The organism is Onishia taeanensis, assembly GCF_900100755.1.
Lineage (GTDB): Bacteria > Pseudomonadota > Gammaproteobacteria > Pseudomonadales > Halomonadaceae > Onishia > Onishia taeanensis.
This window is the reverse complement of sequence record NZ_FNCI01000001.1, coordinates 239,316-262,777: the sequence shown is the minus strand read 5'-3', so window position 1 is coordinate 262,777 and position 23,462 is coordinate 239,316. Positions and strand designations below refer to the sequence as shown.

At 61.4% G+C, this 23,462-nt stretch carries 20 protein-coding genes; 11 read left to right on the top strand and 9 right to left on the bottom strand.

Annotated elements, in window-relative coordinates:
• The 7 genes from BLR71_RS01135 to BLR71_RS17855 all read left to right on the top strand — a co-directional run bounded on the left by BLR71_RS01135 (nt 1) and on the right by BLR71_RS17855 (nt 4,123).
• Nucleotides 1–369 (top strand): pyocin activator PrtN family protein, encoded by a 369-nt coding sequence (locus BLR71_RS01135; RefSeq protein ID WP_092522242.1) that lies wholly within the window; start codon nt 1–3, stop codon nt 367–369.
• A gap of 52 nt (nt 370–421) precedes the next feature.
• Nucleotides 422–781 (top strand): hypothetical protein, encoded by a 360-nt coding sequence (locus BLR71_RS01130; RefSeq protein ID WP_092522240.1) that lies wholly within the window; start codon nt 422–424, stop codon nt 779–781.
• A 62-nt stretch (nt 782–843) separates the two neighbouring features.
• Nucleotides 844–1,647, top strand: coding sequence for a DUF2303 family protein (locus BLR71_RS01125; RefSeq protein WP_092522238.1), 804 nt, complete (start codon nt 844–846; stop codon nt 1,645–1,647).
• 80 nt (nt 1,648–1,727) lie between these two features.
• A complete protein-coding gene (locus BLR71_RS01120) occupies nt 1,728–2,411 on the top strand; it encodes a hypothetical protein (protein WP_092522236.1) in 684 nt (227 codons plus the stop codon).
• Entirely contained in the window at nt 2,408–2,758 is a 351-nt protein-coding gene (locus BLR71_RS01115; protein WP_092522234.1) for a hypothetical protein, read from the top strand. Before BLR71_RS01120 ends, BLR71_RS01115 begins: the two co-directional genes overlap by 4 nt.
• Nucleotides 2,751–2,966, top strand: a complete 216-nt coding sequence (locus tag BLR71_RS01110; RefSeq protein WP_092522232.1) for a DUF4224 domain-containing protein — start codon at nt 2,751–2,753, stop codon at nt 2,964–2,966. The genes BLR71_RS01115 and BLR71_RS01110 overlap by 8 nt, the downstream gene beginning before the upstream one ends.
• On the top strand, nt 2,963–4,123 hold the full coding sequence (locus BLR71_RS17855; protein WP_092522230.1) for a site-specific integrase: 1,161 nt from the start codon (nt 2,963–2,965) through the stop codon (nt 4,121–4,123). The genes BLR71_RS01110 and BLR71_RS17855 overlap by 4 nt, the downstream gene beginning before the upstream one ends.
• A 5-nt stretch (nt 4,124–4,128) precedes the next feature.
• Here the strand turns inward: BLR71_RS17855 and BLR71_RS17340 are convergent, their stop codons facing one another.
• Both BLR71_RS17340 and BLR71_RS01100 read right to left on the bottom strand, forming a co-directional pair.
• Nucleotides 4,129–5,658 carry a hypothetical protein gene (locus BLR71_RS17340; RefSeq protein WP_139172503.1) on the bottom strand — a complete coding sequence of 510 codons (1,530 nt, stop codon included), beginning with the start codon at nt 5,656–5,658 and terminating at the stop codon, nt 4,129–4,131.
• 549 nt (nt 5,659–6,207) lie between these two features.
• Entirely contained in the window at nt 6,208–6,468 is a 261-nt protein-coding gene (locus BLR71_RS01100; protein WP_092522228.1) for a TIGR02647 family protein, read from the bottom strand.
• A gap of 276 nt (nt 6,469–6,744) precedes the next feature.
• Between BLR71_RS01100 and BLR71_RS01095 the strand changes: the two genes are divergently transcribed.
• The gene (locus BLR71_RS01095) at nt 6,745–8,130 is read left to right on the top strand and encodes a sensor domain-containing diguanylate cyclase (protein WP_092522226.1); all 1,386 of its coding nucleotides are present in this window, start codon (nt 6,745–6,747) and stop codon (nt 8,128–8,130) included.
• A gap of 148 nt (nt 8,131–8,278) precedes the next feature.
• Here the strand turns inward: BLR71_RS01095 and serB are convergent, their stop codons facing one another.
• Genes serB through pgi form a run of 5 tightly spaced genes read right to left on the bottom strand, consistent with a single transcriptional unit; the run spans nt 8,279 to nt 16,148 of the window.
• Complete coding sequence (gene serB, locus BLR71_RS01090) at nt 8,279–9,505, bottom strand: phosphoserine phosphatase SerB (RefSeq protein ID WP_092522224.1); 1,227 nt, start codon at nt 9,503–9,505, stop codon at nt 8,279–8,281.
• A 10-nt stretch (nt 9,506–9,515) separates the two neighbouring features.
• Nucleotides 9,516–11,768 carry a DNA topoisomerase IV subunit A gene (parC, locus tag BLR71_RS01085; RefSeq protein WP_092522222.1) on the bottom strand — a complete coding sequence of 751 codons (2,253 nt, stop codon included), beginning with the start codon at nt 11,766–11,768 and terminating at the stop codon, nt 9,516–9,518.
• 7 nt (nt 11,769–11,775) lie between these two features.
• A complete protein-coding gene (gene parE / locus BLR71_RS01080; RefSeq protein WP_092522220.1) occupies nt 11,776–13,656 on the bottom strand; it encodes a DNA topoisomerase IV subunit B in 1,881 nt (626 codons plus the stop codon).
• 55 nt (nt 13,657–13,711) lie between these two features.
• Entirely contained in the window at nt 13,712–14,362 is a 651-nt protein-coding gene (locus tag BLR71_RS01075; protein WP_092522218.1) for a YqiA/YcfP family alpha/beta fold hydrolase, read from the bottom strand.
• A gap of 28 nt (nt 14,363–14,390) precedes the next feature.
• A complete protein-coding gene (gene pgi, locus BLR71_RS01070) occupies nt 14,391–16,148 on the bottom strand; it encodes a glucose-6-phosphate isomerase (RefSeq protein ID WP_092522216.1) in 1,758 nt (585 codons plus the stop codon).
• A gap of 138 nt (nt 16,149–16,286) precedes the next feature.
• Between pgi and cmoA the strand changes: the two genes are divergently transcribed.
• Both cmoA and cmoB read left to right on the top strand, forming a co-directional pair.
• Nucleotides 16,287–17,030: a carboxy-S-adenosyl-L-methionine synthase CmoA gene (gene cmoA, locus BLR71_RS01065; protein ID WP_092522215.1), complete on the top strand. Its 744-nt coding sequence runs from the start codon at nt 16,287–16,289 to the stop codon at nt 17,028–17,030.
• Nucleotides 17,031–18,023 carry a tRNA 5-methoxyuridine(34)/uridine 5-oxyacetic acid(34) synthase CmoB gene (gene cmoB, locus BLR71_RS01060; protein ID WP_092522213.1) on the top strand — a complete coding sequence of 331 codons (993 nt, stop codon included), beginning with the start codon at nt 17,031–17,033 and terminating at the stop codon, nt 18,021–18,023.
• A gap of 88 nt (nt 18,024–18,111) precedes the next feature.
• Here cmoB and BLR71_RS01055 read toward each other — a convergent pair whose 3' ends face one another.
• The gene (locus BLR71_RS01055; RefSeq protein WP_092522211.1) at nt 18,112–20,187 is read right to left on the bottom strand and encodes an LTA synthase family protein; all 2,076 of its coding nucleotides are present in this window, start codon (nt 20,185–20,187) and stop codon (nt 18,112–18,114) included.
• A 193-nt stretch (nt 20,188–20,380) separates the two neighbouring features.
• The gene (hmpA, locus tag BLR71_RS01050; protein ID WP_092522209.1) at nt 20,381–21,559 is read right to left on the bottom strand and encodes an NO-inducible flavohemoprotein; all 1,179 of its coding nucleotides are present in this window, start codon (nt 21,557–21,559) and stop codon (nt 20,381–20,383) included.
• 323 nt (nt 21,560–21,882) lie between these two features.
• Here hmpA and norR point away from each other — a divergent pair, with 323 nt between their 5' ends.
• Nucleotides 21,883–23,457: a nitric oxide reductase transcriptional regulator NorR gene (norR, locus tag BLR71_RS01045; protein ID WP_092522207.1), complete on the top strand. Its 1,575-nt coding sequence runs from the start codon at nt 21,883–21,885 to the stop codon at nt 23,455–23,457.
• The last annotated feature ends 5 nt before the right edge of the window (nt 23,458–23,462 follow it).

Below are 23,462 nucleotides of genomic sequence, written 5' to 3'. Positions count from 1 at the left end.
ATGCCTGCATGGGGCGACGAGGCGCCGGACACCAGCACCGTCGCCCTGCTCTATCAGCAGTTTGGCGACGTGCTGATAGAGCTCGAGGCCGTGCGAAAAGCCTACTTCCGCAACCGCTCGAGCGAGCGTTTCCGGCGCGGCTTACGCGAGGGAGTGATCCCGCTGCCAGTGGTGCGGCTCGACGACAGCGCCAAAGGCCAGGGATATGTATGCATCTATCAGCTTGCCGCTTTCATTGAGCACCAGGCCCGCGAAGCCGCCGCCCAGCGAGACGTGATGATTACCACCTCGAATAGCGACATCCAGCTTCGCCGCCGCCTGATCGCGGCGGTACCGACCACTCACTATCCAGACGCCTCGTCTGGCTGACCCGGCCGGAACTACCGGCCAACACCACGATGCAACCACAAGGAGCAAGACCATGAGTGATCAACCCACCACCACTCAGTTCGCCGACCTGCTGCCGGATATGGACGCCGGCGTCTTTGCCGAGAAGATCGGACGCGCACTGTCCGACGTGGCCGCCGGCGTCGTCCAGACCGGCAAAGCCGGCAAGGTGAACATCACCCTGGACCTCAAGCAGATCGCCGACAGCCGCCAGGTCGATGTCGCCCACAAGCTCAGCTATGTGCAGCCCACCGCCAAGGGCAAGCGCAGCGAGGAGAACACCACCAAGACCCCGCTATATGTCGGCCGTGGCGGCAAGCTGAGCCTGTTCCCCGAGAACCAGGGCAAGTTCGAGTTCGACAGCCAGGAGCAACGATCCACCCAGGGCGCCTAAGCGCGCCCACACCACGTACCTTCACCACGAAACACCGCAACCACACGCGATAAGGAATCAAAATGGAAGCCCAAGCACTCGAGAAGATCATCGCCCTCACCCACGCCGGTGCCATCGGCCACCCCGGTACCGACGTGCCAACCATGCTGGTCCCGCAAGGCTACTCGCTTGAATCGCTTGAGAAGTACGAGGCCACCCCCAGCCGCTTTCGCGGCACCTACGTTACCCAGTCCATCACCGACTACGCGGCGTATATCAACACCCAGGCTGCGGCCCAGGTCTTCGTCGACACCGACGACATGGACGCCATGGCCTACTTCGACCTGGGCAGCGCCGACCAGCCCGGTCACGGCGAGCATCGCGCCCGCCTAAAGCTCGAAAAAACCGCGCCCTACGCTGCCTGCCTGCAGGCCCACGGCACCGCCTTCGGCCAGAAAGACCTCGCCCACTTCATCGAGGACTGGCACCACGCCATCACCGGCGAGGACAGCAATGGCCAGGAAATGACTGCCAAGCAGCTCGCCAACGCCGTGCGCCGCATCGAGGTAAAAGCGACAAGCGAACGCACCCACGAGGAAGGCGACTGGAACACCAAGCGCAGCGGCCTCGACGCCCTGGACGCGAGCGCCGGCCAGGCCACGCCCGCGTTTATCCGCTTCCACTGCCTGCCCTATGAAGGGCTAAGCGTGCGCAGCTTCGAGCTGCGCGTCTCGATCCTCACCGACGACACCAAGCCGAAGATCAAGCTTCGCATCATCGGTCTTGAGGGCATCCAGGAAGAGATGGCCACCGAGTTCAAGCAGGTGCTCGAAGGCCAACTGCTCGAGCATGCAACCCTGCTACTCGGCAACTTCAGCAAAGGCTGACCTCAACCTGTAAGCAACGCTTACCACTTCACCCCGCCGCCGCCCACCACGGCGGCGGGGCTCACCACAGGAGCAACCACATGCAAACCCACCAACTACTCGAACACCCGTTATTCGAGGAAACCCGCATTGATCAGGTCCTTGAGCCGTTCGGCTTCGAGGTGCATACCGAGATCCTCGACCTGCCCTGCCCACACGAAGACCCTGTGGGATTCGAGGCCTTCGAGAAGACCCCATCCGCCTACCTGGACGGCCTAGAGTTCGATATCCTCCAGGGCTTCACCGAAATAGCACGGTTCGATACCGAAGACTCGGAGATCGTGCTGGTCGCCGTTCGCGCCAAGACGGCTTTTGCCCAACTACTGCTGTGCGCCGACTCGTCGTTTGCCGGCCCATCCAGCAACACCAGCCGTTCCTATATCGACGTCTACAAGGAACGCATGCGGCAGCTCTCCACCGAGGGATTCAGCCGCGAGCGGGATGATGGGTACCGCGATGGTGATATAGCCATAGCGGCATGCTGCTATGCCGAAATGGCGGCATGCCAATCCCTAGATAGGAAATTTGCTGAAGCTAGCTACGGCCCAGGCCACGAGCATTGGCCGTGGGACAAGAATTGGTGGAAGCCCAGCGACCCTCGCCGCAACCTGGTAAAAGCCGGCGCTCTGATCCTCGCCGAAATCGAGCGGCTCGATCGCGCGGACACGAAACTTTCCGGGGGCGAAATCCCGGTCGGGGCAAGTGACGTCGGAGGTGCTGCATGACCACCGCTCGCATCTTCGTCGTCGACCCTGAGACCGGCGACCAGGTCTCGATCCCCGAGCTTGCCGACCGCCACGACTTCGAGGTGAGCGTGCTGCGCACCCGCTATGGCAAAGGCTTGCGCGGTGCCGACCTGGTCAAGCCTGTCAACGCCGCGCGTCAGGAAGGCTGCCGCCGTGCCGCTAGCCGTCGCCCGAAAGCCAGGCCGCTGACCGACACCGAGCGCCGTGCCGTGATTGCGCAGCTACATGCCACCCCCGCCGGGCGGCTTAGCTGCGCACTATTCAAGGATTACGGGAACAGGATCTGCGTTGGCATTACGGCACAGGAGATGCCAAGCCGTGGCTAATTCATCTGTATTAAGCTGTGAAGAGCTGCGCACGATTACGGGCTACCAGCGCGCGGCCGACATCGAACGCTGCCTGGTTGAACAGGGGGTAACGGTCTTTCGGGGGCGCCTTGGTCCCTGGACGACGCTGGACCTGATAAATAAGGCCGGCGGCCTGACACCACAGGCGCAGAATGACAACGTCTATGATCCCGACACCATCCTATGAAACCACCCGCCAAACGTGGCCGTAAGCGCGGCCACAACCCCCATATACCCAGCCACATCGATCAGACCAAGCTGCCGGATTCGGTCTATTTCGATCACCGTGGGCGCGGCAATTGGTACACCCTCTCCACCGATGAGACAGGCCGCCGGCGTCGCAGCAACGTAGCGACCCACCGGGCCACCCTCGCCGACCTGCATCAGATCATGCAGGAACGGAAGAATACCGGGCACCACACGCTGCGCTGGCTGTGTGAGCAGTTCCATGCCAGCGTCCAGTTCAAGCGCTTGGCGGTGAAGACCCGCAAGAGTTACGAATACTCGTTCTCTGTACTGGAAAAGACCACCACTCGGCTCGGCATGCCTTTTGTCGACCTCGAGCGCAGAAAGATCACCGCCCCCGTTGTCCAACGGCTGGTCGACTCGCTCGCTGATAAGGGCACGCCCTCAACCGCCAACCATGTCGCCGCCTACCTGAGACGTGTATATCGCTGGGGCATCAATCGTGGTCACTGCCAGTCGAATCCAGCCACCACCGTTGAATCGGCTCAAGAGAGAAAGCGCCGGCGCCTACCAGAGAAGCTGACCCTTTCCCGCATCACGGCCTTTTGCCAAGAACGCAGCCAAGGCCGCAGCACAGAAACCGGTGCAGTCGCCCCGTTTATGTGGCCATTGATCGAGATCGCCTACCTCTGTCGCCTACGCGCGATCGAGGTGATCACCCTCACAGACGCCAACGCCCTGGAAGAAGGCATTCTGACCAACCGCAGGAAAGGGTCACGGGATAACGTCGTGCGCTGGTCGCCACGATTGCGCGCGGCATGGGATGCAGCCGTCGCAGTTCGCAACGCCCGGTGGGAAAAGCGCGGCCGCGCGGTACCGCTATCAGCAGAGTACCGACCATTATTCGTTGCCCAGGGCGGCGACGCCTTGACCCGTTACGGGCTGGATAGCGCCTGGTTCCGAATGATGAAAGCTGCGGTGGAAAGCGGTGTCATTACCGCTGAGGAGAAATTCGGGCTTCACGATCTGAAGCGCCGGGGGATCACCGACACCCAAGGCAACCGGCATGATAAGCAGGAAGCCAGTGGGCACCGGAGTGCGAGAATGCTGGATGTGTATGACCTGAGCATTCCGAAAGTGGATCCATCCGCAATATAAAGGGCCTATTCTGCGGACAAAGCCTCAATTTCTTTCATATAGACATGAAGCTTTTTCAATACATAATTGGCAATAACATGAGAAGCATCTTTACCAGTATAGTGGAACTCAATGCACACCTGCTTATCGGGAAGGTCAACAAAAATATCAGGAATTATATTATCCAGCCAAGGATGAGCCTTATCACTAGACATAGGGTGACCGACAATATCAGAGAGCAAAGAGGCAACAGCCCAATTAATATGTTTATCACTCCCAGAGCTCCCAGAAGCAGCCCATGAAACTAATTTATCGTACCCAGTACTTGACAGCTCTACTGCTTTGAGAGCTGGGCCACTTCGCCTCATACCGGCTGTAATTGGCTCATCGATCAATTGTTTATAGACAGGAGTGTTTTTGAAAAATTTTTTCGCCTGACCCTTTTGAGCCCATTGCCGTGGTGTGCTCGGAAAAGAAATTTCTCTCTTCAACGCCTCCGAAGGAGAATAAGCATATACACATGAAACAATTGCGTTAGTTGGTAGATACATTATACGTGTTTTAAATGCACCAGATATAGCCATCTGAAGACGGCTAGGGGTCCAATCTCTACTCCGCTGACCATCAACCGAATATTCATAAAGCTTGTCAAATACAACCCCCCAATTATCTTGCACTCGTTTGGAGCGCTTCACGAACCCACCAACCACCTTCTCCGCATCAGGGTAAGGGAAAACGAACCATATCTCTGTCGGCTTGGGTAGCTTCGATTTAACCCTTTGATGGTATTCACTATTTTTTTGCCACCTTTGAATCACATGATGTATATAAAGCCTCATCGTACGCTTTTGATAAGGATAATCATTCATCACCTGTTCCTGAACATCAACTAGATCATCAAAAGTCAAACCAAAATCGGAGAGATCTCTCCCATCGTTAAGTATCGATATACTTCGCGAAACTATTTCTGGAAAATTATAAAAACTTGGACCATTTAAACGTGTAACCTCTTGCCCTTGAACAAAAAGAGTCCCGGAAATCTCTTGCGTATACCTAACCATCTCACGCGCCGCATCTTCTTCCGTAACCGGCCACAACATCATGACTGGATGATTCCGCAAAAAACCATTCAAATTTCTAAAAAAAGAACGAATCTCGCCTTCATCAAAACCACTCAAATCTTCCAGATAATCAATGGATATACATAGCGGCCCTTTCCAAGATTCACTTTTAGCTTGGCCACCAAATTCTCTGATTTTCTGAAACAAGCCAGCCAGACTCTCAAAACAATCAGTTGCGTCAATATTAACAACGGAAGATATACGGACATGCCTCTTCCACTGAAGTGAATTTATAAATGTTGACTTACCTTTTCCTGGCGCTCCTAGGACAAAAGAAAGCTTACCTGAAATTCTGCAATTTCTAGCAACTAGAGATATAGGACTCTCATCTTCACGTACTGGCTCGACAAACTCCATCAACTTGTGATGAATTCCTTTTTCTCCCAAAGCCCCCACCACTTCCTCATAAGTGGGGTATAAAAGCATGTCGTCCATAACTGCTCCTCAACGTGGAAAATACGACGTACAAAGAGGGTATAATATGTTGATATGAAAAAAAATGAGTGGGTTCTCATGCATACAATAAAAAAACATAACCTTCTGTTTTATATGAGGAAGATATTTTATTGGCGCGCAGCCGCTCGAAGCGGGCCTGCCAGGTGATGAAGGGTTCGCTCATCGGGAATGGGATCTCTTTCCGGGGACTCTTTCTTGGTAACGCAATATCGGCGGTTCTTGCCAAGGCGATCGGCTCGAACGGGCCTTGGCATCATGCATCGGCGTCATCATCGACCAGGCCAACCGGCCTTGGGCAGAACGCACGCGAGCATAGCACGGCGGCTTAATGGCGAGCAGGTCCTACCTCGACGACAGGACGACGATATCGACGTCTTTCCAAGCGAACTAATCAGCTGCTGCGCATGGCCAAGCGATGCCAAGCAAGAGAGTCACAGCCGGCTGCAGGCCTGAAGATGCCGCGATCACAACCAAACGCCCCACCCTGCAGCGTGGCAGGGCGGGGCGCATGGAGACACCTGAAGCGAACTAGCTTGCCAGCTGCTTCTCGGTCACGAGGATGGTCAACAAGTCCTGGGCGTGCTGGGCGGCTTCGTGGCCAAGACTGGTCAGATAGCCGCCGTCATCCTGAGTAATCAGGCCCTTGTCATGAAGTCGGCGGGCAGCCGCAATGGCCTCCGGCGCAGCATTCGAATGTACCTTGATGCCCTCTTGGGTCGTAGTCAGGTTAAACAGGCCAAGGATCTTCACTTCCTCGAACAGTTCCGGCGAGAAACGGGATGTGGGCATGGCGACCTCATAAAGGTAAGTGACCCTCACAACCTAGCCTGCCTTCCGTCGCGGCACCAGAGCCAGATGATATTCAGATGCCGTAATCCTGACATCGCTCAAGATCGCCATTACTCGCAGACTAACCTTCAACGCAATAGACACGCTATGCAGGTAAAGATGTACGGAATGCGCCAAGCTATCTGTATGAAGATGTCCACTTGAAGCATGCCGGCAACGCATTGGAAATAGAAAAAACGACGATGCCGAGGCGAACCTGATATCAAGGAGGGTGCCGTGCAACCCCCAGGGAAACACGAGAACCGAGGCAATGGCGCTTTCGTCGACGCAGACCAGCACGATGATGAGAGTCGGCTACGGCGGCTGCAAGTTGCCCTCGAAGATACAAAACATGAGCGCGACACCTGCCAGAAGGAGTCGAATCAGCTCTTCGACGCCATGTTCCGACAAAATACGGCACCCAAACTATTGATAGAGGCCGATAGCGGTCGGATCGTCGATGCCAATGATTCGGCACTTACCTTCTACGGCTATTCTCTACAAGAGATCAAGCGCCTGAATATTGGTGACATCAATACGCTGGATGAAGAGGTCCTTAGGCGAAAACGACAATCAGTGCAGCGCGGAGAGCGGGGCTTTTTCTGTTTCCAGCATCGTCTGGCCTGCGGCGAGGTGCGCGATGTCGAGGTGTACACGAGTCCGATAATGCGCGACGGTTGCCAGTTGCTGCATTCCATCATCCATGATGTGTCCCAGCGTACCAACGCAGAAGCCCAACTGGCCGCCCACGACGCCGAATATCAACTGATGGCTGCGGCGTTTCATACTGGCCAAGGGGTCATGATCGTCAACCGGCAACAAATCATCGAACGCGTCAACGACGCCTTCACCACGATTACGGGCTATCCGCAGCAAGCAGTAGTTGGCGAGCCTGCTCAGCTGCTGCAATCCGATCAGCACGATGCCACCTTCTACCAGCGCATCCAATTCACCCTGTCGGTCAGCGGATACTGGGAGGGCGAGTACTGGTACCGACATCAGAACGGCGAAACGCTGCCTTTATGGCAGTCGATCTCGACGCTGAACAATAGCCAAGACCAGATCGAGCACTACATCTACGTTTTCCATGACATCCGCAAGCAGAAAATGCTGGAAGAAGAACTCAAGCACCTCGCCGAACACGACCGGTTGACCGGCATCTGCAACCGCACTCGGCTCTCGCGACTGCAGGAACAGGCCATCACCGACCTCGAGCGCTACGACACGCCTTTTTCACTGATCATGCTCGATATCGACCGCTTCAAGCACATCAATGATGCGCACGGCCACGATACCGGCGATAACGTGCTCAAGGCGCTCAGCGATGTCATCACCCGCCAGTTGCGTAACAGCGATAAAGTCGGTCGCTGGGGAGGAGATGAATTCATGCTGCTGACCGGCCACACTCAGCTGGAGGGCGCTGTCGCGCTGGCGGAGCGGATCCGCGCCAGCGTCGAAGCGACAGCCTTCGATGTCATCGGCAATCTGACCGTCAGCCTGGGGGTGGCCCAGTTCCAGCGCGGCATGACACTAGCGGAGTCCTTGAAAGCCGTGGATGAGGCACTCTATCGAGCCAAACGGCGGGGGCGAAATCGCGTGGAGAGCTTTTCCGACGGCGCCTGATGGTCCTATTGGGAGCTGAGTCGAGCCTGAAAGCTCAGGCATGACTGTCTAGGATAAGGGTCTCGTTAACCGCCAACCGAGCGGCTTAGCCATGACACATAAAAGGATGGGGCTCGCGCCCGACGCCCCAACCTTCTACCCCCTAGCCTCACTCCTCAAGATCGCTCTGCCGGTAGCCGATCAGATAAAGCACCGCATCGAGCCCCAGGGTCGAGATCGAATGGCTAGCCTGCTCGCGGACCAATGGCTTGGCGCGAAATGCAATACCGAGCCCTGCTGTCGCCAGCATTTTCAAATCGTTGGCGCCATCGCCTACGGCAATGGTCTGCTCAAGCGTCAGCCCTTCGCGTTTGGCGATCTCGCGCAGCAGATAGGCTTTGCGCTCGGCATCAAGGATCGGCTCGCGTACTTCCCCAGTGACCTTGCCATTCTCGATGACCAACTCGTTGGCATGCACTTCATCGAAGCCAAGCCGTTGCTGAAGGTAATCGGCAAAGTAGGTGAAGCCGCCGGAGAGGATGGCGGTGCGATACCCCAGCCGCTTGAGATGGCCCATCAAGCGTTCGACGCCGTCCATCAGCGGCAGATTCTCGGCAATGTCGGCGAGCACCGCCTCGTCCAGGCCCTTCAACTTGCTCATCCGCTCGCGAAAGCTCTGCTGGAAATCCAGCTCGCCGCGCATCGCCCGTTCGGTGACCGCTGCCACTTCGTCGCCCACCCCATGGCGCCGAGCCAGCTCATCGATCACCTCGGTCTGGATCAGCGTCGAGTCCATATCGAAACACACCAACCGGCGGTGGCGACGCCAGATTGAGTCTTCCTGAATGGCGATATCCACGCCATGCATGGCGCCCAGTGCCAGGGCCTTCTCGCGCAAGGCCGGTAGGTCGATATCGTCTCCGCGCAGCCAGCACTCGACGCAGGCGCCCATGGGATGGCGATCATCGCCCTCGCCGGCCACACTGCCATCCAACGGTTCACGTCCTGATAGACGATGGATCAGCTCGACGGTCAGGCCATGTTCGGCGGTCAGCGCACCGACCTCGGCGAGTATGCCCGCAGGCAGGTGCGGCGCCAATAGCGTCAGGATCAGCCGCGGCCGACTTTCCTGGGCACTCCAGCGCTGATAGTCCTCGGCGCCGACCTGGACCGCTTGAACGTCTAGCCCCAGGGCATCGCCGGCCTCAGCGAGAATCGCCTCCAGGTCGCTGTCATGATCAAGCCCAACCAGCGCCTCAAGCGACAGGATATCGAAAGTCACGCTCTGATTGATGTCCAGCAGTCGCGCCCCAGCGCGAGCCAGGGCGCTTCCGAGACCGGCGAGCTGGCCGGGATGGGACTGACCCGTGGCGCGAATCAAAAGTCGTCGTGTCATGAGTCTTCCCTCAGTCTTCAATGGCGAGTTGGTCGACCTTCTGGAAGCCGCGAGGCAGCTTGCTGCCGCGACGGCCGCGTTCACCGCTATAGTAATCGAGATCGCTCGGCTTTAGCGTCAGCTTGCGCTTGCCGGCATGCACCACCAGCGCGGCCCCTTCCGGCAGCATCACCAGGTCGCGCATGAACTCTTCGCGCTGGGCGGCTCGGGTGCCGGGAATATCGAGCATCTTGTTGCCCTTGCCCTTGGCCATTTCCGGTAGCTGTTCGAGGGCAAACACCAAAAGGCGCCCTTCGTTGGAGACGGCGGCCACCTTCACTCCCTCGCCGCTCGGCACCGGCAGCGGCGGAACCACGGCGCAACCCTTGGGCACCGAAAGCACGGCCTTACCGGCCTTGTTCTTGCCGATCAGGTCTTCGAGGCGGGCGATGAAGCCATAGCCGCCGTCGGAGGCCAGCAGGTAGCGAGTCTCGGGCGGAGCCAGCATCAGCCCGGCCATATGTGCTCCGGCAGTGGTGTTGACGCGCCCGGTAATCGGCTCGCCCTGGCTCCTGGCGCTGGGCAGGTTATGCGCGGCCAGGGTATAGGCACGCCCGGTATCGTCAAGCAGTACCAATGGCTGATTGGTCTTGCCGCGGGCCGCCAAATGGAAGCGGTCGCCGGACTTGTAGCTGAGGCCGGCGGGGTCGATCTCGTGCCCTTTGGCCGAGCGAATCCAGCCCTTCTCGGACAGCACCACCGTGATCGGGTCGGCGCCGAGAAGTTCGACCTCGGACAGCGCCTTGGCCTCGGTGCGCTCGACCAACGGCGCACGACGCTCATCGCCATGTTCCTTGGCCGCCGCGCGCAGCTCATCCTCGATCAGGTCGGTGAGCGCTTCCTCGCTGCCCAGCAACGTCTTGAGCTGCTTGCGCTCGGCGGCCAGCTCGTCCTGCTCGCCACGGATCTTGAATTCCTCGAGCTTCGCCAAGTGGCGCAAGCGCAGCTCGAGGATGGCTTCTGCCTGGCGCTCGGAGAGATCGAAGGCGCTGATCAAGGCGGCCTTGGGCTCGTCCTCCTCGCGGATGATGCGGATCACCTCGTCGATATTGAGGTAGGCCGTCAGCAGGCCCTCGAGGATATGCAGGCGATCCTCGACCTTGCCCAGGCGATGCTCGAGACGCCGGCGCACCGTGACGCGCCGGAAGTTAAGCCATTCACCGAGCATGGCCGGCAACGGCATGACCCGTGGCCGACCGTCGAGGCCGATCACGTTCATATTGACGCGGATGTTCTTCTCGAGATCGCTGGTGGCGAACAGGTGCGCCATCAGCGACTCGATATCGACCCGGTTGGAGCGCGGCTCGATGACCAGCCGGGTCGGGGTCTCGTGGGTCGACTCGTCGCGCAGGTCGGCGACCATCGGCAGCTTCTTGGCCTGCATCTGCGCGGCGATCTGCTCGAGCACCTTGGCGCCGCTGACCTGGTAGGGCAGCGCGGTAATCACCACCTTGCCCTCTTCCAGGCTATAGCGGGCGCGCAGCTTCACCGAGCCACGGCCGCTCTCATAGAGCTTACGCAGGTCGGAACGCGGGGTGATGATCTCAGCAGCGGAGGGAAAGTCCGGCGCCGGCACGTATTCGAGCAGGTCGGCCGTAGTCGCCTCTGGGTTGCGCAGCAGGTGGCAAGTCGCCTCGACCACTTCGTTGACGTTATGGGGCGGAATATCGGTGGCCATGCCCACCGCGATGCCGGTACCGCCGTTGAGCAGCACATGGGGTAACTTGGCCGGCAGCACCACCGGCTCGTTCATGGTGCCATCGAAGTTGGGCGTCCAGTCGACGGTGCCCTGCCCCAACTCACTGAGCAGCACCTCGGAAAACTTGGACAGACGCGCCTCGGTATAGCGCATGGCGGCGAAGGACTTGGGATCGTCGGGGCTACCCCAGTTGCCCTGGCCATCCACCAATGGGTAGCGATAGCTGAACGGCTGCGCCATCAGCACCATCGCCTCGTAGCAGGCGCTGTCACCGTGGGGGTGGAACTTACCCAGTACGTCGCCGACGGTACGCGCCGACTTCTTGTACTTGGCGTTGGCATTTAGCGACAGCTCGCGCATGGCGTAGACGATGCGCCGCTGCACCGGCTTCATGCCGTCGCCGATGTGGGGCAGCGCACGGTCGAGAATCACGTACATCGAGTAGTCGAGGTACGCCTTTTCGGTGTACTCGCGAAGGGACAGACGCTCGACGTCCCCCTCCGCCACCTGAATATCCATGGTCATCGGGGAATCAAACCTCTATGTCTGCGAGATTGCCGTAGTCCTCGAGCCAGCTCTTGCGATCGCTGGCGCGTTTGCGGGCGAGCAGCATGTCCATCATCTCGAGGGTGCCGTCGTCATCCTCACGAGTCAGCTGCACCAGGCGGCGCGTGTCGGCGGCCATGGTGGTCTCGCGCAGCTGCAGCGGACTCATCTCGCCCAGGCCCTTGAAGCGCTGGACGTTGACGGTGCCGCGCTTGCCTTCCAGGCGCTTGAGAATCGCCGCTTTCTCGCTTTCATCGAGGGCATAGTGGACCTCCTTGCCCAGGTCGATGCGATACAGCGGCGGCATGGCGACGAAGACGTGGCCGGCAGCCACCAGCGCTGGGAAATGGCGCACGAAGAGCGCGCAGAGCAAGGTGGCGATATGCAGGCCGTCGGAGTCGGCATCGGCGAGGATGCAGATCTTGTGATAGCGCAGCTTCGAGAGGTCATCGCTGCCCGGATCGATGCCGATGGCCACGGCGATGTCGTGAACCTCCTGGGAGCCGTAGATATCGTGGGACTCCACCTCCCAGGTGTTGAGGATCTTGCCGCGCAGCGGCAGGATCGCCTGGGTTTCGCGATCGCGGGCCTGCTTGGCGCTGCCCCCGGCGGAGTCGCCCTCGACCAGGAACAGCTCGCTGGCGGCCGGGTCCTGACCCGCACAGTCGGCAAGCTTGCCCGGCAGCGCCGGGCCGGAGGTAACCTTCTTGCGGGCAACCTTCTTGGCGCTTTTCTGGCGGCGCTGGGCGGCGCTGATCACCAGCTCCGCCAGGGCCTCGGCCTGATCGACATGGTGGTTAAGCCACAGCGAGAAGGCATCCTTGACCACGCCAGAGACGAAGGCCGCCACCGCCCGAGAGGACAGCCGCTCCTTGGTCTGGCCGGCGAACTGTGGGTCGAGCATTTTCACCGAGAACACATAGCTGACCCGCTCCCACAAATCGTCGGCGGTCAGCTTCACGCCCCGGGGCAGCAGGCTCCGGTACTCGCAGAATTCTCGCAATGCCTCGAGCAGCCCCGAGCGCAGACCATTGACATGGGTGCCGCCGAGTGGCGTGGGAATCAGGTTGACGTAGGATTCCATCAGCGGCTCGCCGCCCTCCGGCAGCCACTGCAGCGCCCAGTCGACGCCCTGCTCGTCGTCGGCGAAGTGGCCAACGAACGGCGAGGCCGGCAATACCTCGAAGCCATCGGTGGCCTGGGCCAGATAGTCACGCAGGCCATCTTCGTACTGCCACTCGCTCTGGCTACCGTCGGTCTCGGTAAGCGTCACCTTGAGCCCCGGGCAGAGCACTGCCTTGGCACGCAACAGATGCTTGAGGCGCGGCAGGGCCAGCTTGGGGCTATCAAAATAGCTCTCGTCAGGCCAGAAGCGCACCAGGGTGCCGGTGGCACGCTTGGCGCAGCTGCCGATAACGGCCAGGTCCGAGACTTTCTCGCCGTGCTCAAAGGCGATGGCGTGGCGGCTGCCATCACGGCAGACCTCGACCTCGAGGCGTCGCGATAGGGCGTTGACCACCGACACGCCGACGCCGTGCAAACCACCGGAGAAACGGTAGCTGGACTGGGAGAACTTACCGCCGGCATGCAGCTTGGTAAGGATCAGCTCGATACCCGAGACACCGTGCTCGGGATGGATATCGATGGGCATGCCGCGGCCATCGTCGGAGACCTCGATGCCACCATCGGGCAACAGGCGCAGCTGAATATGGCGGGCATGCTCGGCCAGGGCTTCGTCGACGCTGTTATCGATGACTTCCTGAGCTAGATGATTGGGTCGCGAGGTATCCGTGTACATCCCCGGGCGCTTTCGCACCGGTTCGAGACCGGAAAGAACCTCGATGGAACTAGCACTGTATTGCGTCATGCGTTGTCCAGGTGTTTGGCAGTGAACGAGGCGGACGGCACACCGCCAGACTTCGTCACGCGTGATGAAAGATCGTGGTCACCCGGCCCGGTAGCAGGCGGCGACCGCCATGGGCCAGCACCGCCGGCAGGTAGTCGGCCAGGGCACTGAAGCCGTGATCGCCGCCGGGATGCAGTATCGTTGTGCACCCCGCGTAGGCCGCGAAGGCATCCCGGCAGTCCAGCGTCTCGTCGGCAGTGCCCAGCAGCAGCAGATAATGCGCAGGGGTCAGCCGGAGCGGCGTCAGGGCCTCGAGCGCCTCATGGTGACGACGGTCGATGACGAAGCGCTCGCCGGTGTCGTCGTTGACGAAGTCCATGCCGATCCAGCTCTGCATCAACCGCGCCGGGCGCACCGCCGGGTTGATGACCACCGCCGGCAGCCCCAGCCGCTCGGCAAGGCAACTGACCAGGAACCCACCCATGGAGCTGCCCACCAGTAATGGCCGTGGGCCCAAGACGTCGAGTGACGCCATGGCGGTAGCCAGGGCTTCGTCGGGGCGGTGCGAGAGCTGCGGCGCCTCACAGGGCAGCGGCGCGCCCTCCACGGCCTCGCAGGCCGCACGCATCAACCGCGACTTGGGTGAACTGACGCCACTGTTGAAGCCATGCAGGTAAAGCAAGCCACTGGCCGGGGCCGCCTCTCGGTCGATGACGAGGCTCAGCATAACGCAGATCCTGTATACACATCCAGCATCAAGACACCTCGCGCCGAGTCGTGCCTGCCGTTGAGGTTGCTGACTTGGCTTCGCTGCTCGCCTGGTCCTCGGCGGCCCACAGTGCTTGAATCAGCCCCTGGCTGGAATCGTCCATGGTCTCCAGGCCTTCGCGGGAGCCCAGGATACGCTCGGTCTCGCCGGCGATCTGCTTGCCAAGCTCCACGCCCCACTGGTCGAAGGGGTTGATGTCCCAGACGGTGGCCTGCACGAACACCTTGTGCTCATACAGAGCAATCAGCGCACCCAGTGTATGAGGCGTCAGGCGGTCGAGCAGCACGGTGCTGGAAGGCTGATTACCGCGATAGCGCTTGTGGCTAGGTCGGGGGGCATCATCCTCGATGGCATCATCGCCCAGCATCAACAGCCGCGACTGGGCGAAACAGTTGGCAAGCGTCAGGCGGTGCTGGGCCTTGAGGTGCGCGCGGGTCTCGGCGTCCTCGACGCGGTCATAGCGACGTAGCGGCGCGATGAAATCGCACTCGACGGCCTGGGTGCCCTGGTGAAGTAGCTGATAGAAGGCATGCTGGGCATTGGGCCCGAGCTGGCCCCAGAGTACCGGGCAGGTGGAGTAAGCGGTCACCTGGCCTTCGTTGGTCACCGACTTGCCGTTGGACTCCATCTCGAGCTGTTCGAGATAGCTCGCGAAATACTCGAGCCGACCGTCGTAGGGCAGGATCGAGTGCGCGCGGATATCCAGAAAGTTGACGTTCCAGATGCCGGCGAGGCCCAGCAGCACCGGCAGGTTGTCTTCGAGTGGCGCCTCCTGAAAGTGGCAATCCATGGCGTGGGCGCCGCCCAGCAGGGCGCGGAAGTTTGCCATGCCAACCACCAGCGCAATGGGCAGCCCGATGGCGCCCCACAGCGAATAACGCCCGCCGACCCACTCCCAGAACTCGAGCTGATTGGCCGGCGCAATGCCCCACTCGGCCATTTTCTCGGGGCTCGCCGAAACGCCGATAAAGTGCTGCCGCATTACCAGGGCTCGGTCGATGGCACTGGGCTCCTCGTGATCGTCATGGACCAGCCGGGTCAGCAGCCAATCCCGCGCCGTGCGGGCATTCGACAGGGTATCGATGGTAGTGAAGGACTTCGATGACAGCACGAACAGGGTGGTCTCGGGATTCAGCCGCGTCAGGTAATCGGCAAGCTGTGAGCCATCCATGGTCGAGGCGAAATGCACCTTGACCTCGTGCACGTCGCGGGGCCGATAGTCGGCCAGCGCATGGGTGACCATGAGAGGACCCAGGTCCGACCCGCCGACCCCCAAATTGACGACATCGCTGACCGCCTTGCCGGTGGCGCCACGCCACTGGCCGGCGTGGAACTTGTTGACGATCGCCTCCATGCGGTCGAGCGTTTCGTGCACGGCGGGCACCAGATCCTGGCCATCGACCTCCAGATGGGCGTCCGCCGGCAGGCGCAAAGCGGTGTGCAGCGCCGGGCGATCTTCAGAATGGTTGACCTTTTCGCCGGCCAGTAGCCGCGTGATGGCTGCCGGCAGATCCGCCTCGCGGGCCAGCGCCATCAGCCCCTCGAAGGTCGCGTTGCTGAAGCGCTGCTTGGAAAGGTCGAGCGTCAGGCCCGTGGCCCGACGGCAGAAGCGCGGATAGCGGGGCTCACCCGTCGTCGCGGCCTCTTGAAACAGGGTCTTCAGATGCACCTGGCGCATCTGCCGCGCATGCTCCGCCAGTGCCTTCCAGGCGGGCCGCTGATCGATCGGGGTCGGGTGGCTCATGAACTCTCTCTCCTTGACGAGCGCGGCGCCTTGACGAACACCGTTGACGAACACAGCAACCTCCCGGTGCAGCGGGTGCAGCCGGGCGGCGCGGGGCGTAGAATGCCGGAAATTCCGCTATGACCCTGACATGACGCCATGAGTGACGCATCTTACCGTGACGCGATCTTTTCGACACCCCTGGACCGGGTGGCCCGCTTCTCCTTCGACGAACAGGTGGTGGCCTGCTTCCCCGACATGATCCGTCGCTCAGTGCCGGGCTATGGCCAGATACTTGGCATGCTCGGGGTGATCGCCGAGCGCCATCTGCGCCATGGCGCCCATGTCTATGACCTGGGCTGCTCGCTGGGCGCGGTAGGCCTGGCGCTGGCCGGGCGCCTGCCGGCGGACGCCTTCCGCCTGACCGGCGTCGACCTGTCGCCGGCGATGGTCAGCCGCGCCGGCGAGACCTTCGCCACCGAGTGCCCCGAGCATGCCATCGAGGTCGTCGAGGGCGACATCCGCACCCTGGACTACCGACCCTCGGGCATGATAGTGCTCAACTTCACCCTGCAGTTTCTGCCACCCGCCGACCGTGAAGCGGTGATCAAGGCGCTTTTCGATGCCTTGGAGCCCGGCGGTGTGCTGGTACTCTCCGAAAAGATCGTCGCCGATGACGAGCAGGAAAACGCCTGGCTGGTGGAACGCTACCACGACTTCAAACGCGCCAACGGCTACAGCGACATGGAAATCAGCCAGAAACGTACCGCGCTTGAAAACGTGCTGGTGCCGGATACCCTCGCCGCCCACCACCAGCGCCTGGCCCGCGCCGGCTTCCAGCGCAGCCACACCTGGTTCCAGTACCTGAACTTCGCCTCGATCATCGCTTTCAAGGACGCCTGAGTGTTGTCACCGGATTCCCATCGCCGCCTCTATCACGCTTTCATTGACCAAGGCCTGGAGCCCTGGCTGGCCCGCCTCCCCGAACAGCTGGCCCGTGGCCTTGACCGCAAGCGCCACGGCGACCTGCCCGCCTGGGAAAAGGCAGTGGCCAAACTGCCCACGCTGCCCGATGAACGCCGGGCAGACCTGGACCGCGACACGGTCAGCGTTGAGGTGGCGCTGACCGAGCCTCAACAACGCCAATGCCATAACCTGCTGAAGAAACTCGCGCCCTGGCGCAAGGGCCCCTATGCGCTAGGCGGCATCCATATCGATACCGAATGGCGCTCGGACTGGAAGTGGCAGAGAGTCGCGCCGCACCTCTCGCCGCTGGCCGGTCGCCGGGTACTCGATGTGGGCGGCGGCAGTGGTTACCACGCCTGGCGGATGGCCGGGGCCGGCGCCGCCTTCGTGTTGGTGATCGATCCCTCGCCGCGCTTCTTCTACCAGTTCCAGGCGGTGCGTCACTTTGTCGGCGACGCCGATGGCGGCCGCACCCACTTCCTGCCGGTGGGCATCGAGGACGTGCCCGAGCGGATCGAGGCCTTCGATACCGTGTTTTCGATGGGGGTGTTCTATCACCGCCCCTCGCCTCTCGAGCATCTTCAGCAGTTGAAGGATGCCCTGCGACCCGGCGGCGAGCTGGTGCTGGAGACCCTGGTGGTGGAGGGCGATGCCACGACCGTGTTCATGCCCGGCGAGCGCTACGCGGCGATGCCCAACGTCTACTTTCTGCCCTCTTCCGCCGCCTTGAGCCACTGGCTGGAACGCTGCGGCTTTCGGGACGTGCGGGTGGTCGACGAATCCATGACCAGCCTCGACGAGCAGCGCTCGACCGAGTGGATGACCTTCCAATCGCTGGCCGACTTCCTCGACCCTGAGGATCGGCGCCGCACCATCGAGGGCTATCCGGCCCCAAGACGCGCCGTGCTGATCGCCACCAAGCCGGCCTGATACGCCGCGCTATCGTCAAGCCTCCGCCCAACACGCATAGTGCTTACCCCGGCCCCGTCGACGCACAGGGGCCGGGTGCCCAAGCTATTCAGTCTGCGGGGCCGGCCTCGCCCAAGGCCTGACGGCGAATTCGCCAATCTTTCAGCGCCAGCACCGCCCGGGCCTGACGCGCTTGCTCACGCAGGGCATCGGCAGGTGTCTCGGTGGCGGCAAGCTCGCGCCCATCCTGCCAGGCGTAAAAGGTCGGCTGTGCCAGGTTGGTCGCGGCGCCCTGCTCGCTCACCATCATGCCCGCGCCGCCGTCCTGGCGATTGAACGACAACGCCATTGGCGACTCGGCCGCGGCGAAGAGATCACGCCCTTCCCAGGGAATCTCGGCCTGGGAGAGCGAATGCGCCCACAGGGTGGGAAAGATATCCCGATGACTGGTCCAGTCATCGCGCTGAGCGGTGCCACCCTCGCGATAGCGCGGCGGCAGCCACATCAGAATCGGCACCCCGAACTGATCAAACAGATCATGGGCATCCGGGTACTGGATGATCGAGCGCGAATTGTGATCGCCGGTGGCAGCGAATAGCGTGTGGTCCAGCAATCCCTGTGATTCGAGACGATTCAGAAAGCCGCCCATGGCATCGTTGGCGTATTGGTAGGTTTCGAGAATTGAAGTGCCAAATTCGGGCGATACCGCCAACGCATCCCCCAGCGCCGAGACATCCAGCGGCGCCGGCGCATAGTGATCGGGCACATGATAGGGAGGGTGATTGGTGATCGAGAGCATCACCAGCATCACCTTCTCGCCCCTGGCGTCTGCCTCGCGCAAGAGCTCGGCGCCGGTGCGGAACATCCACTCGTCGTCCAGCCCCCAGGTACCTCCGGTCGCCTCGGGGAAGCGCTCGCGAATCGCACTGGAACCGAGCACCTCATCGAAGCCCTGACGCTTGAGCGCATCGTCGAGGTCCCGCCACTGCACCGAACCCGCAGTCAGAAACACCGTGCGGTAACCGGCTCGCTGGTAGGGTAAGGCCGCCGAGGTCGAGAAGCGCCGATAGCCATAGCGACTCTGGGTCAGCGGGCTGATCGGCGTATCCAACAGCAACCCTTCGAGGCTCGGATGGGTGCCATTCTCGGACGACAGGGCGTGGGGGAAATAGTCTGCTTTACCCTCGAGCCAGGGCCGCAAACGGCCCAGCAGGTCGTTGTTATTGGGATCATCGAAATCCAACGGTCGGCGTCCCCAGCTTTCCATCAGGCTGACGACCACATGGGGCGGAGCCTCTTCGGCCGCCGAACGGCGAGGCGTGGTCAGCGTCATGCGCTCAAGCACATCCTCGGCATCGTCGACCTCCGTCCAGCCCAGCGCCCGAGCCGCCTCGACCGGAGATGAGAAGCCGTAGTGCTCGAGCCCTGACTGAGGGTTGTCACCGATATTATTGAGTTCGCGTTCCTGCCATGCCAAGTAAAGCGCCTGCGGGCCGCTTGGCACCAGATCATTGACGAAGGCATTGGCCGAAACGGCCATGTTCATTTCACGCAGCGGGAAGGTGCCGAGACTTCCGCGCCCCAGCCCGATGAGGGCGATCAGGCTCACGGCGACCAGCGCACTCGCTCGCGGCCAGCCGAGGCGATGCGAGGCGCGACGACCGCCACGGCGCATCCAGGCCAGCTGGGCGCCGGTCATGCCAGCCAGCGCCACCAGCAATGCCAGCAGGGGGTAATCGCTCCACACCGTATCGATCACCGCCCGAGTGTCGTCCTCGAACAGGCCAAAGATCAGTGAATTGATCGGCCCCTGATAGAAGCTGAAGAAGAAGTGATTGACCAGCGACAACAAGTTGACCAGCACCATGCACACCAGTGCCCAGGGCAACCACAGCCGCCGCCATAGGGCGATGAAGGGACGCGGCAGCGCCAACAGCAGGGTCGCGATCAGCAGCCAGGGGCCGAGCAACACCGCCATGATCTTGGCGTCGAAGCGCAGGCCCATCCAGAACGCCTGCAGCAGGTCTGAGGTAGGAGCGGTAAGGGGCGTCGGGACATTCATCCATAGCAGCAGGCCACGCATCAGGGTCAAGGTTGCCACCCCGATCAGCCCAAGGCGCCATAGCTGGCGATTGATCTCGCGCCAATGTTCCCAGCGCGAGACGGTCATTCCAGTGTCAATCATTTGTCATCCCATCGTGTTAGGCGACGCGTACTATAACGGCCCACTTAAGGCCTGACGATCCTCAAGGGCTCTCGAAAGCCTCTTCGAGAGCCCCTTCGAAAGGCCTAACGAAAAGCCGTGATCAACGCAGGCCGGCCAACACACGATGGGAAGTAGGCAAGGCAATCACCTCGCCCCGCCAAAGACTGATCAGCTATTTCAGTGGGCGAGAAGGCCCGAAGTGCTCATAGTGGCGACGGTCAACGCCAACCCCTAGTGATGAAAGCGACTGGTCCATTGCCGTCATGAAGCCCTGGGGACCGACGAAAAAGCAGTGCGGCTGCCCCGCCGGCAGGTAACGAGCCAGCAAGTCGCGATCGATACGGCCGACATGATCGGCGGTGGTATCACCCGGTTCGACACGCTCGCAAACGACCGCACTGGTCAAATGCTCCGGATAGCTCGCCTGCAACGACGCCAGCTCATCGGCGAAGGCATGCTGGGCGCGCTCCTGGGCGGCGTGCAGATAGACGACTTCACGCCCCTGCTCCAGCGCCTGCGCTGCCAGCGGCAACATCGGCGTCTGGCCGACACCGCCACTGATCAGCATCAGCGGCGCATTGCCCTCGCCGAGGGTCAGTTCCCCCGCCGGCGGCAGCAACTCGAGGGTGTCACCGACACCAAGCACATCGTGCAGATGCCGGCTGACCCGTCCCTCAGGCTCGCGCTTGATCGATAGCCGATAATATTTGCCGTTGGGCGAGGCTGAAAGGCTGTAATGACGATAGACAGGTACGCCCTCGATCATGAGCCTCACCCCGATGTACTGCCCAGGCGTGAAATCGGCCACGGGCTCGCCATCCTCAGGTACGAGCACGAAGGAGCGAATCACCGAGCTCTCCTGGTGTGTCGTGTCGATGCGGAAAGTACGCGTGCCGCGCCAACCGCCCTCACGCTGAGCAAACTCCTGATAGCGATGGTCCTCGAGCTCGATCAGCAGCCCTGCCAGTTCCTCGTATAGCGCCCCCCAGGCATCGGCGATTTCCGGCGTCACGGCATCGCCCAACACCTCGCCGATGGCTGCCATCAGGCACTCGCCGACGATCGGGTACTGGTCGGGCCGAATACCCAGCGACACATGCTTGCTGACCACCGTGGCCAACACCTGGCGGGCACGAGCCGGCTCGCGGCGCAGTTGCACATAGGCCAGCACCGCCCCGGCAAGCGCCTGCGGCTGCGCTCCATTGGTCTGATGGGTCTGGTTGAATAGTGGCGCAACGTCCGGGTAACGCTCGAACATCAACGGGTAGAAGCGTGATGTAATCGTATTGAGGTGCTCGGCTACCACCGGCGCAGTCGCATCGATCAGACGTTCCTGGTCTTTCGTCAGCATGCAGGCTCTCACTCTTGATAAAGGCGGTTGATAACAATGTTTGGCGGTAATCCGCTGTTTACCGCCTGGCGAGGGCATCGAGGCAACACGCCGCGCCCTCCTCCTTTATCAATGAGCAAGCCGCGTGCCAAAAGTGCGCCAGAAGTGCGCCCGACCTTACTCTCGCCTTCGCCGGCCAGGCCCCAAGCCGCCTGCGGCACTATCTGCCATGCCGCAGCCCTGCTCGATGCAGATTCCAGGCATGCTAGACACCGGCCGTCATTGACATTTTGACAGTACCAATGATGTCCTTATGACAATTAACGTGTCATAAGGACATCGTCATGGCTGACTTCCTCGACGCTCTTCGCGACCTGCTTGCTCGGCTTTCCAAAGGCGGTGGCGAGGATAGCTATCATGATGATTGGACCAGGCTGCTACACACGCTGGTGGGGGATACCCAAGCCGATGCCAGCACCTTGATGGTGATGGACCAGGGTAGCCTGCGACCGGTGGCGGTCTTGGGACTGCCCGGTGACGTTCGCGGCCGCCCCTTTCGCCTGCAGGACCACCCTCGGCTGGCGGCCATCGCCGCCCACCCCGGGGTCTGTCGCTTTCCGCCAGACAGCGAACTTCCCGACCCCTTCGATGGCTTGCTCGACGAGGACATGAGCCAGGTCCATGACTGCCTTGGCGTCGCGCTGAGAGACGGCGACCGGCTCATCGGCTTGCTGACCCTCGACGCGCTGAACGTTCAGGGGCTGGCGAGCCTGGATGAGGGTGAACTGCTGGCCGCCGCGCGCCTGTTAGGCACCTGCCTACGCGTGGCCGAACAGCTCAGCACCACCCGCCTGCAACTCAGCGAAGCCTTGGAAGAAGAGCAGCGTAGCGCTCCGCTGCAACAGTGGCACAGCCCCGCCATGGAGCGTCTGATGAATGCGCTTTCACTGGTGGCACCTACCGATATGAGCGTGCTGCTGCATGGCGAAACCGGCGTCGGCAAGGAAGCCGTGGCGCGCGCCCTGCATGCCCGCTCTCAACGCCATCGCGGCCCACTCGTACAGGTCAACTGTGCGGCACTCCCCGAGCACCTGATCGAAAGCGAGCTGTTTGGCCACCGGCGCGGCGCCTTTTCGGGCGCACACGCCGAGCGCCGTGGCCACTTCGCCATGGCCGATGGCGGCACCCTGATGCTCGATGAGGTCGGCGAGCTGCCACTGGCGCTTCAACCCAAGCTGCTGAGAGCGCTTCAAGAAGGCGAGATTCAACCGCTGGGCAGCGAACGCGCTGAGCGTATCGACGTGCGTATCGTCGCGGTCACCAATCGCGATCTGTCGAGCGAGGTCGCAGCGGGCCGCTTCCGCGAGGACCTCTACCACCGTTTGAATGCCTTTCCGCTTGCCGTTCCGCCGCTGCGCGAGCGGCCCGAAGACATCTCGCTGCTGGCCGGCCATTTCCTCGAGGACAACCGGATACGGCTCGGTATTGCCAACCTGCGCCTCGATGCCGACGCCATGGCCGCGCTGACGGCTTGGCAGTGGCCTGGCAATATACGCGAGCTCGAACACACCCTGGGCAGAGCTGCACTTAGGGCCCTTGGCGAGCAGGGTGTCATCAGCCCCCAGGTGAGGCGACAGACGGTGCTACGCCTTTCGCCCTATCATCTGGCGCTGCCCGGCATGAACACATCCCCGATTCCTACCGGCGAGACACTCACCTCCCCTGCTGCTTACCTAGAATCTGCGTACAGCTCGGCGGACACGACTCCCTTGCGCGAAGCGACCGATGACTTCCAACGTCGCCACATTAAGGCCCATCTCGAGGCGAAGTCCGGTAACTGGGCAGCCACCGCCCGCGGGCTTTGCATAGATCCCGGCAACCTGCACCGCCTGGCCAGGCGCCTGGGCTTGAAGGACTAGCTTCC